The organism is Streptomyces sp. NPDC002057 (assembly GCF_040296665.1).
Lineage (GTDB): Bacteria > Actinomycetota > Actinomycetes > Streptomycetales > Streptomycetaceae > Streptomyces.
In genome coordinates, this window is record NZ_JBEOXR010000014.1 from 16,461 (window position 1) to 31,807 (window position 15,347).

Below are 15,347 nucleotides of genomic sequence, written 5' to 3' on the forward strand. Positions count from 1 at the left end.
GAAGGGGCTGACCGTCCGGGGTGCCGCCACAGCGCTCACCAGTTCAGGGCGGCTCCGGGGGCGACGTGGAAGCGGGACGCGTTCCGCAGGGCACGGCGGTCGTGCGGTTCCAGCATGTCCCTGCGCTCGAACCAGTCGGTGAGGCGCGTACGGGCCTGCGCGTCGCGCTCCCGCACGCGGTCGTCCGCTCCCCGCGCCGAACGCGCCTCCGCGGGCGATACCTCACGGAGCAGCACGCGGATCGGGGACGTGTCGTCCTCCGACAGGTGGAGGGCCAGGACCGAGAAGGCCGTGCCCGGGGGAAACACCACCTCCGGTTCGTCGTCCGTACCGAGGAAGACGGACGTACGCCTGCCGGTGGTGGACCAGATCCCGAACTCGACCGCGCCCTCCAGTTCCGCGTCGCAGGCCGGGACCGCCGCCACCGCGGCGGGCTCGACGAGGACCGCGCCGGGCACATAGCGGTCCAGCGGCACCGCCTCGGCCGGAGCCGCGAGCATGACGGCCCCGTAGTGACCCGGCAGGCGACGCAGACCCGAGGCGAGGCAGCTCAGCACCGGGGTGAACGGGCCCGGCGCGGCCGACCGCGCGGCCTCGGCGAGGCCGGCGCGGCTCACCGGGTCGGGGCTGTCGCCCTGGTAGAGCGCGATCGCGACCATGTCCGGCTTGAGGTCGTCCTGCGCCGTGGACCGCAAGGACGGCAGCCGGGAGGCCAGCAGCTCCGTCTTGCTCGCGAGGATGTGGTAGCGCTCGCCGAGCAGTCCCCTGAGTGCCGCTCGGTCCTGGGGTCCGCTGCGGGCGCCGGGGTTGGGGGCCGGGGTCGAAGCCGAAACCGAGCCGGACCCCGTTCCCGTTCCCGTTCCCGATACTGAGCCCGATCCCGTTCCTGGACCCGATGCCGTTCCTGAACCCGATGCCGATCCCGGACCTTGCCTCTGCCTCTGTTCCGATCCCTGCCCCTGGCCCGGGCCCTGCCCGAACCCCTGCGACGCTGAGGCGGCGTGGTCGGGCGTGGATTCCGCGACCGGCGCGGTGTCGCCGTCGAGCCGTTCGGCCGACGGGAGGTCGGGGCCGGGTCCGCCGGGTCCCTCGGCCGACTCGGGGCTTTGCGAAGTCTGCGACGTATCCAGAGTCACCGAAGCCGCGGGAGTCACGGGAGTCGCTGTTTCCTCTGCGTCACCGCCCCCCTCGGCCAAGGTCAGGGGCGACGTCCGTCCGCTCGGGGCCTCCTGCCTGGGCCAGGAAATGCCGGGATCCAGCCAGTGCAGGTCGAGCGCCTCGGCCCAGGGTCGGCCGGCCTCCTCGTCGGAGCCGTCCCCGAGGAGGAGGAGTCCGTACGGTTCCGGCGCGCCCAGATCGGGGACCGCGTCCAGCACCCCGGGCAGGGCCTGCCACACCTCGGGGCCGAGGCGTCGTTCCCCGTCGCCCACGATCAGGACCGGGCGTGCCGGGTCGGGGGGCAGCAGGCGGGGGCGCGGGTCGGGCGCCTGGCCCGCCGGGCGCAGCCAGAGCCCCGCCGGTACGGACTCGAGTGCCCAGTCCCGCAGGTCCGCGCAGCGGTGCAGGGCCGGGGTGGTCGCGTCCGGTCCGAGCAGCCGCAGCCACGCCGACGGCACCACACGGCGGTGCTCGGGCGAGGCGAGGAGTTCGAGGAGCAGGGGCTGCCAGGTGGGGGCGCCCCGCTCGTCGAGGAGCGTGGTGGCGTGGTCGTCGGCCGTCCGTACGGGGAGGCCGATCGCCGCCCGTACCGTACGGCCGCTGTGTTCCGCGACGGCCACGGCCATGGCGGTGAGTTCGGTCTGGGTGGCCCACGGTGCGGCCACCAGCACGTCCTCCGCTTCTGCCACGGCCTCCGCCGCGCGTTCCAGGAGTTCGGCGGCGGGCAGTGCCGGCCGGCCGGGGGAGCCGACTCCCACGAGGAAGGTGCCCGCGCCGACGCCGATCAACGGCACTGCGGCTTCGGGCAGCCGCCCCAGCCAGAGCCCGCCCGGGACGGGACGGCTCTCGTCCCGCTCCGCTGACGACTCGAACCCGTGCGCACCGCCCCGGGACTCCGACACGACGGGCACGGGAGGCCCGGGGGGTGCGAGAGGCCCGGGGGGTGCGGGCATCTCACCGACCTCCGGTTCGCCCCCGCCTGACGGCGACTCCCCCGCACCGGCCTCCGATTCGCCCGCACCTGACGGCGACTCCCCCACCCCCGCCGCCAGCTCCCCCTTCTCGGTCTCCGGCTCCCCCGCCGTTACCTCCCGTTCGTCCGCCCCCGGCGGCCAGCCCGCCGCCAGTCGACGTGGCGGCGCCGCCGGCTCGGCGAGCCACCAGGCGCCCGGTTCGGCGAGTCGCACCGCGCCGTCCGGTTCGACGCTCACCACGCCGTCCGGAGCGATCACCGTGAAGTCAGCCGCCGTGGCGACCGCTTCGACCGGACGGCTGCCGTCGGGGCCCGGTGCGGCCAGGCCCGATGCCGCGAGCACCAGGCGCGTCGCGCCGCGCTCCACCGCGAGGGCCACCAGGTCCGGCAGGGACCGGCGGAGCACCGGTGCCGCGTCCGGCGCGGCGGCCAGGACCAGGAGGGCGGAGGGGAGCGGGGGCAGCCCGCCGAGGGCGGCCGTGAGGGCCGTGGCCGTTTCTTCGGAGCCGATCACCAGGTGCGGGCCGACCGGCAGCACGCTCGATCCGGTGGCGGGGGCGGACGTGGTCATCCGTCGTGTCCGTTCTGCGGGGTCTGGCCGTCGGGGTCGAGCAGCGGGGTCTGGAGCTGCACCGTGCGGCGGCGGGTGATGTGCAGGGCGCGTCCGGTGGGCAGCACCTTCGGCTTCGTACCGCCGAAGAGGTAGCCCTCCGTGGGCGGGCAGGACAGGAGGACGGCCGGGGTGTTGACGTCCTGGAGCTTGCGCAGGAGCTGGTCGGAGAGGCCTCGTCCCGCTCCGTTGGCGGAGCGGGCGACGATCACGTGCAGGCCGATCTCCGCGCCCTGGGCGAGGTGGTCGAGGACCGCGGCGAAGGGGTGGGCCGACATCGAGCCGTTGACCAGGTCGTAGTCGTCGATGAGCACGAAGAGTTCCGGGCCGCTCCACCAGTCGCGCAGCCGTAGCCGGTCGGGGGTGATGTCGGCGGACGGGACGCGGTTGGCGAGCGCCTTCGCCGCACCGGTGACCATCTGGCGCAGCGGGTCCGCGGAGACCGCGTAGCCGAGCCGGTACTCCTCGGGCACCGTCTCGTACATCTCCCGGCGGAAGTCGACCAGCATCAGGCGGCCCTGGTCGGGGGTGTAGGCGCGCATGATCTGGGTGGCGATGTGCTTGAGGAGGTTGGTCTTGCCGGTCTCGCTGTCGCCGACGACGATCAGGTGCGGGTCCTGGGAGAAGTCGTGCCACAGCGGCTGGACGTCGTGTTCCTCCAGGCCGAGGGGGATCCTCAGGCGGCCGTGCGGCGCGGGGAGGTCGGCGGCGTCGAGGATGAGCGGGAGCATGCGGACCTCGGGGGCGCGCGGGCCCGGCCAGTGGTCGGCGATGACGTCGACGAGGTCGGCGACGCCCTCGCCGAGGTCGTGGACGGTGCCGATGCCGTCCATGCGGGGCAGGGCGCACAGGAAGTGCATCTGGTCGCCGGTCAGTCCGCGGCCGGGCACCTTGGGCACCTTGCCGGCCGCGCGCATGTTGACGACCGAGTCCACGGCGTCGCCCAGGCGGAGTTCGAAGCGGGTCTGGAGCTGGTCGCGCAGGGCTCCGGTGATCTCGCCCCAGCGGGTAGTGCCGACGACCAGGTGGACGCCGTAGTTGAGGCCGCGCTGGGAGATCAGGGTGAGCGGCTGGACCAGGTCCATGAACTCCTGGCGCAGGGTGTTCCAGCCGTCGATGACCAGGAACACGTCTCCGTGCGGGTCGTCGGGCAGCTCCCCGGCAGCCTTCTTGCGGCGGAAGGCGGCGATGGAGTCGATGCCGAGTTCGGCGAAGTACTTCTCGCGGCGGGTGATGACCGCGTTGACCTCGGCGATGGTGCGGGTGACGCGATCGGGATCGTGACGGCCGGTGATCCCGCCGATGTGCGGCAGGCCGCGCAGGCCGGAGAGGGTCCCGCCGCCGAAGTCCAGGCAGTAGAACTGCACTTCGGCCGGGGTGTGGGTGAGCGCGAGGGACACCATCAGGGTGCGGATGAGGGTGGACTTGCCCGACTGCGGGGCTCCCGCGATGCCGACGTGCCCGTCGGCGCCTCCCAGGTCGGCCGTGAGGAGGTCGCGGACCTGCTGGAAGGGACGGTCGACGACGCCGACGGGGACCTTGAGGGTGCCGCGGACCTCGCCTTCGGCGGTGAAGCCGTACTCCGGGTCGGGTCCGATCGGGGGCAGCAGTTCGTCCAGCGTCGGTGGCACGTCCAGGGGCGGCAGCCACACCTGGTAGGCGGGAGGGCCCGCGTCGATCAGGCGTTCGGCGGCGATGTCGAGGAGTGTCCCGGTCTCCTCGCTCTCGGGTTCCTCCTCCGTCTCCGGGGCGGCGGGCAGCACGTGCGGGGCCACGTACTCCGTGCCGAAGGCCACGACCTGGCCCTCGATGACCGCGCGTCGCGCGGACGCCCGGCGCCTGGGCTGGTAGGCGCCGGAGACGTAGGCCGCCTTGAAGCGGGTGAGGGTGGAGATGTCGCTGCGCAGGTAGCCGTTGCCGGGCTGGGAGGGCAGCTGGTAGGCGTCGGGAACGCCCAGGACGCCCCGGGACTCCATTGCGGAGAAGGTACGCAGGCCGATCCGGTACGAGAGGTGGGACTCCAGCTGGTGGACGCGCCCCTCGTCGAGGCGCTGGGAGGCGAGGAGCAGGTGGACTCCGAGGGAGCGGCCGAGTCGGCCGATCATGACGAAGAGGTCCATGAAGTCCCGGTGCGCGGCGAGCAGTTCGGAGAACTCGTCGACGACGACGAACAGGGTGGGCAGCGGGTCCAGCGGGACGCCGCCGGCGCGGGCGGTCTCGTACTCCAGGAGGGAGGAGTAGTTGCCCGCGGCGCGCAGCAGTTCCTGGCGTCGGATCATCTCGCCGTGCAGCGCGTCGCGCATGCGGTCCACCAGGTCGGCCTCGTCGGCGAGGTTGGTGATGACGGCGGAGGTGTGGGGCAGGCGGTCCAGGCCGAGGAAGGTGGCGCCGCCCTTGAAGTCGACCAGGACGAAGTTGAGGATCTCCGAGGAGTGGCTGAGCGCCAGGGCGAGGACCAGGGTGCGCAGCAGCTCGGACTTGCCGGAGCCGGTGGCGCCGATCAGCATGCCGTGCGGGCCCATGCCGCCCTGGGCGGACTCCTTGATGTCCAGGTCGATGGGGGTGCCGTCGGGGCCGAGGCCGAGGGGGACCCGCAGCTTGTTGGACTGATTGCGCCGCGCCCAGTACTCCTTGACGTCGAAGCGGTGCAGGTCCTGGATGCCGAGCAGACTGGTCAGGTCGAAGTCGGTGGCGAGCGGCTCGCCCTGGTCGACGCTGTCACCCAGGCGGTACGGGGCCATGGCGGCGGCCAGCCGGGTCGCCGCGGCGGGGGTCAGCCCGTCCGGGCTGCCGAGCGAGGTGACCTGGTCCTTGCGGTTGCGGTCGGCGCCGACCATCTCCAGGGTGCTGCCGGTGCCGTCCGGGGCTCCGGCGATGCGCAGGCGGAGGGTGAGCCTGCTGTGCTTCCACTCCAGCGTGGAGCCGACGTCGATGACGGTGGCGTTGCGGTAGCCGCCGAGCGCGGCCCGGTGGGGGGCGGTGAAGGTGGCCCCGTCGAGCACGACCACCGTGTACGGCTCGTCGCGGCTGGGGGTGGCGTCGGGCTCGTAGGGCGGCCGGGCTCCGAACTCCTCGCCGAGCAGCTGCTCCAGCTCTCCGATCGTTCCCGCGACGAGCCGCAGCGGGCCGGCGCCGTCGGTCTCGGCGGGGTGCAGGGCGTGCGGCAGCCACTTGGTCCACTCCCAGTGGGCGCGCCGGTCGGGCGCGGCGACCACCGCGACGCGCAGTTCGTCGGGTGCGTGGAAGGTGGCCAGTTGGGCGAGGATCGCGCGGGCCAGGGCCCGGGGGCGGTCGTCGTCGGTGTCGTCCGGTGCCGCGCCGCGCGGTTCCGGCTCCTCCTCGGCGGTGATCAGGACGTGGGCGAAGCCGCGGAGGTGGATGGCGACGGGCTGGTCGGCGACGGAGCCGTACGCGTGGATGAAGCGGCGCAGGGCGTGGGCGCTGAGCGGTTCCAGGTCGTCGACCGGCTTGGTGGCGAGGGGGGCGAGGTGGACGGCGAGGCGCTGGGCGCCCAGGGCGATCCGTACGTCGCTGAAGTCGGGATGGGACGAGCGTCGCTCCCACAGCCGGGAGGTGCGCACCAGGAAGGGCAGCTCGGCGGGTTCGGGGTGGCGCCACGCCAGGGCCTCCTGCTGGCGGAGGACCTCCTTGCGCACCTGGCGCCGCATCTGTGTCAGGTAGCGCAGGTAGTCGCGGCGTTCGTCGGTCAGCTCCTGCTTGCGGTCGGCGTTGCCGCGCATGATCTGGGTGACGATCATGCCGATCGCGGACACGGCCATCGTGCCCATGGCGATGTACGTCATGATGCCGCCGTTGGGCCGCAGGAAGATGAACACCATGGAGAGCGAGGACAGGGCCATCGGCACCATCGTGATGATGTTGCCCATGCCGTTCTGCTTCTCCGGCAGGCCGGGCGGCTCCTGGAGCTGGATCTCGCCGTCCGGCATCTCGGGGCCCGGCCGCCGCGGTGGGCGGTTGACTTGCACCACGCTCAACGAACAACGCTCCTCACGCCTGACGGCGGACTGTGTCGGGCTCTCTCGTCAGACGGGAACGGGCGGACGGTGCGGCACGGTTCACCCGCGTTCCGGCGCGTCCGGAGTGAACCTCGTCGGAGGGGGGACGCGTTGATGGTTCCGTCGGGACAGGAAACGATGGACGGTGGGCGAGCGTGTGCGAGTACGGGCGCCCGTCGGGCCGCGCCGCCGATCGGTCGCCGGGGTGGGCGCGGAGGTGTGTGCACGCCCGTCGTGGCGGTGTCCGTGGGAGAGCGGTGTACGGGAACGAGGACGAGGAGGCGGACGAGGTGCGCGCGCTGTTGCGCGCGTGGCTGCCGGACGTCCGTCCGGAGGACGGGGACCCGCCGGCCGGGGCCACGACGGGGCTCGACGTGCCGGAGGCCACCGCGTCCGAGGTGACGGACGCGGTGGGCCGGCTGCTGGGCCGCGCCGCGTCCGGCGAGGCGCCCCCGCCGGAGACTCGGCTGATCGCGCGGGTGTTCGTGGTCGACGAGCATCCGTCGGCGGGCGGCTGGAGCGAGGAGGAGCGGCGGAGCGTGGCGGGTCTTGTCGCCGTGCTCCTGGCCCGGCACGGCGACGAGGGCGTCGAGGCGCTCGTACGCGCACTGCGCGGGGACGGCTGACTCCGGGGGCTCCCGGCGCGGGGCGGTGTCACCCTGCCGGTCCGGTCGGGTCCGGGGTGTCGTCGGAGTACGGGCCCGCCCGATCCGGGTCCGATTGGTGTCGTCGGCGCTGAACCCGGTGCTCGGGGATTTCCGTTCCACTGCCCGCCGAGGGCGTTCCGGCCTCGGCGGGACAGCAGGAAGGACACGCGGGCAGTGAGCGGTAGCGCGGTGGCGGGGCTGTGCAGGTTGAGGTTCCACGGACCGCACAAGGTGGTCGAACTCTCCGTGCCGGCGGACGTCCCCCTGGCGGATCTGTTGCCGACGATCATCGGCTACTCCGGGGACGGCCTCGACGAGGAGGCCGTCGAGGGGGGCGGCTGGGTGCTCCAGCGGCTCGGTGAGGAGCCCCTGGACGAGGAGCAGACGGCGGAGGCCCTGGGTCTGAAGGACGGTGAACGCCTCTATCTGCGGCTGCGCCGCGAGTCCCTGCCGGAGGTGCACTTCGACGATGTCGTCGACGGTGTCGCGACCGGGCTGGAGCGGCGCGGGGACGCGTGGCACCCGGCCCTCACCCACCACCTGGCCCTCGGTCTGTCGCTGCTCGCGCTGGCGGGCGGCTTCGTCCTGCTGGCCCTCTCCGCCGACATCGGGCCGCTGCGGGTCGTCGCGGCGGCACTGACCGGTGTGCTCCTTCTCCTCGGTGCGAGCAGCGCCGCCCGGGCGGTCGCCGACGCGGGGGCCGGCACGGCGCTCGGTGCGGCGGCCGTCCCCTTCCTGGCACTGGCCGGAGCGCTGCTGCCGACCGGGGACAGCGACCTGACCGCCGCCCGGCTGCTCGCGGGCGGTTCGGCGGCGGCGAGCGCGTCGGTCCTGGCGCTCGCCGCCGTGGCGTGCTCGGCGCCCCTGTTCCTCGGACTGCTCGTCACGTCGGTGGCCACGTCGGTGGCGGGGGCGCTCGTCCTGCTGGGGCTGACCCCGTCGGAGACGGCGGGGGCGCTGGCGGTGCTGGTGGTGGCGTTCGGGTCGTTCCTTCCCGGGTTCGCCTTCCGGCTGTCGGGGCTGAAGCTGCCCGCGCTGCCGCGCAACGCCGGGGAACTCCAGGAGGACATCGAGCCGTACCCGGCGCGGGACGTCGTGGACCGCAGCGCCGTGGCCGACGGGTATCTGACCGCCTTCCACGTGGTGACCGGCGCCCTGTGCGCCGGCTGCCTCACCCTGATGACCCGCGCGCCCGGCTGGGCGCCCGTGGCGCTGGCGGCCGCGCTGTCGCTGCTGCTGGTCCTGCACGCCCGTGAGGTGGGTTCCCGGTGGCAGCGGCTGGCCCTGGTCCTGCCCGGCGTGTACGGACTGGCCCTGCTGACGGCCGGGTGGGCCCTCACGCTCGGCCCCACCGGCCGTCTGTACCTGCTGGCGGGACTGACGGCGTCGGCCGCGGCCCTGGCGATCGTCTCGTGGACGGTGCCGGGGCGGCGGATGCTGCCGTACTGGGGGCGGGCCGCCGACCTGCTGCACAGCGCGCTGGCGCTGAGTCTGCTCCCGCTGGCGCTGACCGAGGCCGGGGTGTTCACGTGGGTGCGGGGGCTCACCGGGTGACCGCCGGGACCGGCCGGACCCGGGCGGGGTCGGTCCTGCGCGGGCTTCCCTTGCCCGGGTCGGGCCGGTCCCGGACAGGGAAGCCCGCGCAGGACCGACCAAAGCACCGGGAAGCGCCTCGCGCCCCGACGTACCTTTCCCCCTGAGGAGTTCACATGCAGTCCAGGCGCGACCAGGTGCAGGCTCACCTGTTCGTGATGAGCAGGCTCGGGGCAGGGATGCTGCGGGGCGAACCCGACGCCCTGGACCTCCCCACCCGGCGCACCACCCGCGGGGTGCGCACCGGACTGTTCATCGCCGTCCTCATCGCCCTGGTGATGGGCCTGTACGGAGCGATCAAACCGGGGGGCGCGACGAGCTGGGCGAAGCCGGGGACCCTGGTGGTGGTGAAGGAGACGGGTGCCCGGTACCTGTTCATCGGCGGCGAGTTGCGTCCGGTGCTCAACCAGGCCAGTGCCCGGCTGGTGGCCGGGGAGAAGATGACCGTCGCCCAGGTCGGCCAGAGCTCGCTCGCGTCGGCGCCTCGTGGCGGTCCGGTGGGGATCGTGGGCGCTCCGGACGGGCTGCCGGCCGCGTCCGCGCTGTCCCGGGGCGAGTGGATGGTGTGCGGGCTGGTGGCCGGCACGCCGTCGGGAGCGGCTGCGCCGGTGGTCTCGCTGGCCGTCGGCTCCGCGAGCACGGGCCGGGCCCTCGGTCCTGACCAGGGGCTCCTGGTGGCCACGGCGGACGGCGCCCGTCACGTGCTGTGGCAGGGCAAGCGGCTGCGGCTGGGCGCGGGAGCCGGGACGGCGCTCGGCCATGGCGCGGTCTCCCCGTTCCCGGTGGCGGCGTCCTACCTCAACTCCCTTCCCTCCGGACCCGATCTGGCCTCGCCCGAGGTCGCGGGGCGGGGGACGCCCGGTCCCGCCCTCGCCGGGCGGCCGACCCGGGTCGGCCAGTTGTTCACGGGGCCGGGCGGTGAGCCGTACGCGCTGACCGGAAGGGGGCTGGCACCGCTCAGCCGGACCCAGTTCGAGCTGCTGCGCGGTGACCCGCGGACGCAGAAGGAGGCGTACGCCGGGGCCGCCGCGGTGACGGCCGAGGTGGGCGCCGCCGACCTGGCGGCCCACCCGGCGCCGGCCGGGACGCTGACGGACGCGGGGCTTCCCGCGGTGCCGCCGAAGCTGGTGGAGCCGGGGGCGGGGCAGGGCGTGTGCACGGAGGTTCGGCCTTCGGCGGGCGGCGGGCCCAGCACCCTGGTGACCGTGGTCGACGCGGCAGCGGTCGCGGGCCGGCCGGTGACGCCCCAGCCTGGCGTGGCGGCGGCCTGTGGCGGTGCCGACCGGATCTCGGTGCGGCCGGGGGGCGGCGCGCTGGTGCGCGCCCTGTCCGGGGCGGGTGCCGCGGGGACGACGTACCTGGTGGCGGAGAACGGTGTGAAGTACCCGCTGCCGACGCAGGAGTCCGCGAAGGCCCTGGGCTACGGGGGCGCGTCGGCTGTGGGGGTGCCCGCGTCCCTGCTGACCATGCTGCCCTCGGGTCCCGGCCTCGACCCGGCGGCGCTTGCGGCGCAGGGGGTGGTCGAGGCGCCCTCGGGCGGGCCCGACCCGGCGTGTCCCGCGCCGGCTCCTCGGCGCTGAGTCCCGCCGGGCGAGCCGTGTGACGCCGGGACGGCGTTCCGGGTGAACCCCGCGCTGTGGACGGGCCGTTCCCCCTGCCGGGAATTCCACCGACCGTACGACCAAGGAGACCAGGTGTCCGAAGCTCCCAACGCCAACCTCAAGATTTCGTCCGCGGTACTCACCCAGACGCTCAACGAGCTGGAGGAGCACCTCCAGACGATGGAGCGCGCCTACACGCAGTCCGAGGACATCGCGAACCAGGTCGCGCAGAGCATGGTGTCCGCGGCGGGCACCAAGTTCATCGCGAAGATCGAGAACTGGCAGCGCGGCTACCGCACGGTGATGGCCGAGTACAAGGACCTCCTCGACGCCGTCGGCACGACCAGCAGGGTCATGACGGACACAGCCGGTGAGGCGGACGCCAACATGGACCTGTGGTCCGGCGACGTCTACGACGTCCTCAGCAAGTGACCCGGGACGGCGCTCCCCGGTCCGCCGCCTCTCTCCTCCCCTCCCCCGCTTCTCCCCCTTCTCCCCCTTCTCCCTAAGGAACGCGCATGAGCGAAATGGACATGGACATCAAACACGGCGCGCTCGAGGACGCGAACGCCCAGATGAAGCAGGTCGCCGCGACCATGAACGCGGCCCTCGAAACCGTCGTCCAGCGGCTCGACGCCATCCGCGCCGAGTTCACCGGTGAGGCGGCCAAGGAGTTCGCGGAGTTCAAGCAGGCCGTGAACAGCCTGGACTCCAACCTGTCGCAGCAGTTCAACAAGGGCGCCGACCTGCTCGCGGACGCCCACGGCATCATCCGCAACGGCGACCGCAAGAGTGCCTTCCTGTTCCAGCGCTGAACGCCGCACCCGCCCCGGGACCCGGCGCGCCGACCGTTCGTCGGTGTGCCGGGTCCCGGCGTGTCGCGGGTCGGGGGTGAACCACGGGGCGGGGGCCCTCCGTTCTCCGTGCCGAACGGTGTACGGCCCGGCACAGGACAGGAGAGGAACCATGGCGGACGACGACGAGGGCGACAAGAACGTCACTTCGATCACCGAGGACGTTCTGCTGGACAAGGCGACGAAGTTCGAGGCGCTGCTCAAGGAGCTGACGTCGGACCCGGTCCTGCTGGCGCTCCCGGACTGGTCCGCGGGCGCGTCCAACGGTGACTACGGCCAGCTCCTGCCGGGGAACCCGAAGCAGCTGACCAGTGCCGCCCGCGTGCAGGCGGGATTCACCGCGATGTGCAAGCAGGTGGAGGGCGCCCTCGACAAGCTCCAGGGCGTCACCAAGAGCGGCAGCCTCAATCTGCGGAGCGTCAAGGAGATCCTCGGCAACGCCGCCGGGGACTCCGTCGACGTGACCGAGATGTGGGAGCTCCTCAGCATGATCCAGCGGGACGCCCAGCAGCCCAGTGGGACCGGCTCCCCGCCCGCGAAGTAGACCGCCACCAACCCGACAGGAGTGCCGCGCGACGATGGACGCCAAGAAGTGGACCTGGGAGGAAGGCCTCAAGGTCTTCATGGACACGACCGGGACCTTGACGACCCGGGAAGCGGTGGCCGGCCCGGACTCGAAGGCATGGATCGACTTCGCCACCTTCCGCATCGAGAAGAACGTGGGGCTCACCAAGGACTACAGCAAGATCTTCGACATCTACTGGTCGGCCGAGAGCAGTTACGGCAATGAGAAGGCCCGGTACGTCGTGGGCTTCAGCGTCGACTGGAAGGGCTACTGGGACGCCGGTGACTCGCCGTACAACCTGTGGCTGAGCGAGCCGATGAAGGCCCTGGGGCCTCTGGTGAGCACCTCGCCCGCGAAGACGAGCATCGTCAACCAGTTCACCTTCGTCAACGCCAAGCAGCAGCTGGAGGGCGTGGTCGGCTGGCTCGACGAGTGGATGCCGGTCATCAAGGGGTGGGGCGACGACCTGGACTCCGAGGGCAGCGAGTGGCGGGGCAGCGCGGCCGGCTCGTTCAAGAAGTTCATCGACGTCATGCACATGGAGATGAACAAGGTCAGGCTGGACATCACGACGCCGCAGAACTGCGTCACCCTGCTGGAGGCCGCCAAGGAGCAGCTCAGGGCGTCCTCGTCCGGCATGTTCTACCAGGGCCTGGAGGCGTGGAAGAAGCCGGCGGGCGAAGGCACTCCGGAGGGCGTCTACTCGCCGTACAACGGCGTGTCGTTGCTGCGCAGGGAGTTCAACCGTCTCATGGCGGGTGCGACGCTCCACCTCACGTGGCAGACGTCGACGGCGAGCTACGGGAACGGATACACGAGCCAGACCGACCCGGTCTTCGACAAGATCGTCGACAAGTCGGGGACCGATGTCAGCGCCGCCGACTGGATCAAGACCGTCGAGCGGACCGCGAAGAACGAGTGGTTGCTCGGTCTGTCCACGCTGGACACCGCCGCGACGACCTACGTCGGCAAGCTGGACACCGAGTACCAGAAGCTCGCCTCCGCCCTCGAAGAAGGCGTCTACCAGCCGAACTTCACCCTGCCGAGCGGCGCGGGCGCCGGAGGGGCCGGGGGGCCCGGCGGGACCGGCGGTCCCGGCCCCAACCCCCCGAACCTGGACAAGAAGGGGCCCGGCGGCACCGGCGGGGGCAACCTCCCCGACCTCACGGGCGGCAAGGGCGGCGGGTCCGGTGGGACGGGCGGGTCCGGAGGCAACAACCCCGGCAAGCTGCCGGGAGGCAACCTCCCCGGCGGCCCCAAGCCCCCTCCGATCTCGGTTCCCACCACCTCGCCCGGGACGGTGGGCGGCGGCACGGGAGGCGGTACGGGAGGCGGCAAGGTCCCGCTGCTCGACAAGAACGGCAAACCCGTCATGGGCTCCGACGGCAACCCCGTCATGGTGCCGCCGGGTTCCCGCATCGGCAAGGACGGCAAGGTCTACGACTCCAACGGGAAGCCGGTGATGGGTGCGGGAGGCAAGCAGGTCGTCGCCCCGCCCGGGGGCAAGGTGGGCGTGCCGCCCAAGGAGGACACCCAGACGGGCGGACTGCCGGGCTCCTCCTACGACCGGATCCGTCTCCCCGAGGGCGCGAAGGTCCTGGCGGACGGCACCGTGGTCGACGCCAAGGGCAAGCCGCTGCTCGACTCCAACGGCAACCCGTACGCGCTGCCCAAGGGGGCGACGCTCAAGGACGGCATCGTCGTCGACGCGAACGGCAACCCGATCAGCCGGACCCACCAGCTGCTCACCAACGCGGAGCACGCCATCACCTCGCGTCCCGATCCGAAGACCATCACCAGCGGTGGTCCGGGCGGCAACAAGCACCTCACGGACGGGCTCGGCACGGGTGCCGGCGGCGGTGCCGGCGGCCGGAAGTTCGTGACGGACGGCCTCGGGTCGGGCGGCGGCGGGATCGGCGACGGCGCCAGGCTGAAGGGCACGGCCTCGACCGTCGGCGGCGCGACCGGTCTCGGCGAGCGGGCCGCCAAGATGCTCGGTCTCCCCACGCAGACCCCTCCGACAGGCTCCTCCGCCGCTCCCGGGGCCGATGGCCGGCAGTCGTCCGGCGGGACCGGAAGCGGCTCCGGAGCGTCGCAGTCCTCGATGATGCCGCCGATGATGCCCCCGATGAGTCCCGGAGCCGGGGCGGGCGCGGGTCAGCCCAACCAGGGCAAGGACCGGCAGCGCACCACCTGGCTCACCGAGGACGAGGACACCTGGGGCACCGACACCGGCTCCGTCAGCGGGGTCATCGGCCGCTGACGGCCGGCCGTCCCCTCCCCACCACACGAAAGGCGCCCCATGGCCATCGACTTCGACAGCATCCTCAAGGACGCGATGTCGGCCCTGAACGACCATCGGGACCGGATGCTCGCGGCCAAACGCGAACTGGACGAGGCGACCGCCTCCGTCACCTCCAAGGACCGCATGGTGTCCGTGACGGTCGGACCCCAGGGCCAGGTGGTCTCGCTCACCTTCCACACCAAGGCGTACCAGTCGATGGCGCCGGCCGAGCTCGCCGCCGCCCTGGTCAACGTGCTCAACGAGGCTCGGGCCACGATGGGCAGTCAGGTCATCGAACGCATCAAGGGCTTCGAGGACTTCGGCGGACACCTGCGCAGCGTCACGGGACTGAGCGGCATGCCCGCCGACATGGACGAACTGCTCAAGCCGCTGCGGGCGATGCGCCCCTCCTTCGGCCTGGAGGAGGCCCAGGAGGAGGCGAGGGCGGCCAGGCAGCAGGAGTTCGCCACCGAGGAGGAGGCGACCGCCCGCCGCGCCTCCGAGCAGGCCGCGAAGCAGGAGGAGTTCGCCACCGAGGCCGACACCCGCATCCCCACCGGGAAGCAGGAGGAGTTCAGTGGCTGACGACCTGAAGGTACTGAGCGACCTCAAGAGCAAGTTCGCCCACTACGACGACTACCAGCGCTGTCTCACCGACCTCAGCCGGGCGATCGTGGAGATCAACCGGATCAACAAGGAGTCGGCGGGAAAGGACGAGATCGGCACGGCCTACCACCAGCAGGTCGACAAGCCCACCGAGAACCTCACCGAGACGCTCGCGTACATCAGCAAGCGGCTGGGCACGGTCGTGGAGGCGGGGAACGAGACGTCCGACACGATGGCGAAGTCGGACGAGGAGGCCGGATCGCAGGCGGACGGGTTCTGAGGCCGATCGTCCGATGACCGCCCGGACCCGCGCCCGCGCCCGAACGCGGGTGCGGGTGCGGGCGTGGGCGCGGGTGTGGGCGCGGGTCATGCGGGTGGCGCGCGTGCCCGCGCACGCGCGTTCCCGGGGGTCCGCCCCCTGCGCGGGCGTGGCCCCGGCT

Annotated in this window: 11 protein-coding genes; 9 read left to right on the plus strand and 2 right to left on the minus strand. The window is 72.7% G+C overall.

The features are described 5' to 3' along the window. Positions 1-35: 35 nt before the first annotated feature. A complete protein-coding gene (locus ABT129_RS14195) occupies positions 36-2,702 on the minus strand; it encodes a hypothetical protein (RefSeq protein WP_351900570.1) in 2,667 nt (888 codons plus the stop codon). Next, on the minus strand, positions 2,699-6,688 hold the full coding sequence (gene eccCa, locus ABT129_RS14200; RefSeq protein ID WP_351900692.1) for a type VII secretion protein EccCa: 3,990 nt from the start codon (positions 6,686-6,688) through the stop codon (positions 2,699-2,701). The genes ABT129_RS14195 and eccCa overlap by 4 nt, the downstream gene beginning before the upstream one ends. Positions 6,689-7,014: 326 nt before the next feature. Between eccCa and ABT129_RS14205 the strand changes: the two genes are divergently transcribed. The 9 genes from ABT129_RS14205 to ABT129_RS14245 all read left to right on the plus strand — a co-directional run bounded on the left by ABT129_RS14205 (position 7,015) and on the right by ABT129_RS14245 (position 15,187). Further along, positions 7,015-7,383, plus strand: a complete 369-nt coding sequence (locus ABT129_RS14205) for a hypothetical protein (RefSeq protein ID WP_351900571.1) — start codon at positions 7,015-7,017, stop codon at positions 7,381-7,383. A gap of 195 nt (positions 7,384-7,578) precedes the next feature. Beyond that, positions 7,579-8,958: a type VII secretion integral membrane protein EccD gene (gene eccD, locus ABT129_RS14210; RefSeq protein WP_351900573.1), complete on the plus strand. Its 1,380-nt coding sequence runs from the start codon at positions 7,579-7,581 to the stop codon at positions 8,956-8,958. Positions 8,959-9,113: 155 nt separating this feature from the next. After that, positions 9,114-10,577: a type VII secretion protein EccB gene (eccB, locus tag ABT129_RS14215; RefSeq protein WP_351900574.1), complete on the plus strand. Its 1,464-nt coding sequence runs from the start codon at positions 9,114-9,116 to the stop codon at positions 10,575-10,577. A gap of 114 nt (positions 10,578-10,691) precedes the next feature. After that, positions 10,692-11,030 carry a hypothetical protein gene (locus ABT129_RS14220; protein ID WP_351900575.1) on the plus strand — a complete coding sequence of 113 codons (339 nt, stop codon included), beginning with the start codon at positions 10,692-10,694 and terminating at the stop codon, positions 11,028-11,030. Positions 11,031-11,116: 86 nt separating this feature from the next. Next, complete coding sequence (locus tag ABT129_RS14225) at positions 11,117-11,413, plus strand: WXG100 family type VII secretion target (protein WP_351900577.1); 297 nt, start codon at positions 11,117-11,119, stop codon at positions 11,411-11,413. 151 nt (positions 11,414-11,564) lie between these two features. Further along, the gene (locus ABT129_RS14230; RefSeq protein WP_351900578.1) at positions 11,565-11,996 is read left to right on the plus strand and encodes a hypothetical protein; all 432 of its coding nucleotides are present in this window, start codon (positions 11,565-11,567) and stop codon (positions 11,994-11,996) included. A gap of 34 nt (positions 11,997-12,030) precedes the next feature. Continuing rightward, on the plus strand, positions 12,031-14,280 hold the full coding sequence (locus tag ABT129_RS14235) for a hypothetical protein (protein WP_351900580.1): 2,250 nt from the start codon (positions 12,031-12,033) through the stop codon (positions 14,278-14,280). A gap of 39 nt (positions 14,281-14,319) precedes the next feature. Next, positions 14,320-14,886: a YbaB/EbfC family nucleoid-associated protein gene (locus ABT129_RS14240; RefSeq protein WP_351900581.1), complete on the plus strand. Its 567-nt coding sequence runs from the start codon at positions 14,320-14,322 to the stop codon at positions 14,884-14,886. Then, complete coding sequence (locus tag ABT129_RS14245) at positions 14,879-15,187, plus strand: hypothetical protein (protein ID WP_351900582.1); 309 nt, start codon at positions 14,879-14,881, stop codon at positions 15,185-15,187. The genes ABT129_RS14240 and ABT129_RS14245 overlap by 8 nt, the downstream gene beginning before the upstream one ends. Positions 15,188-15,347: the final 160 nt, after the last annotated feature.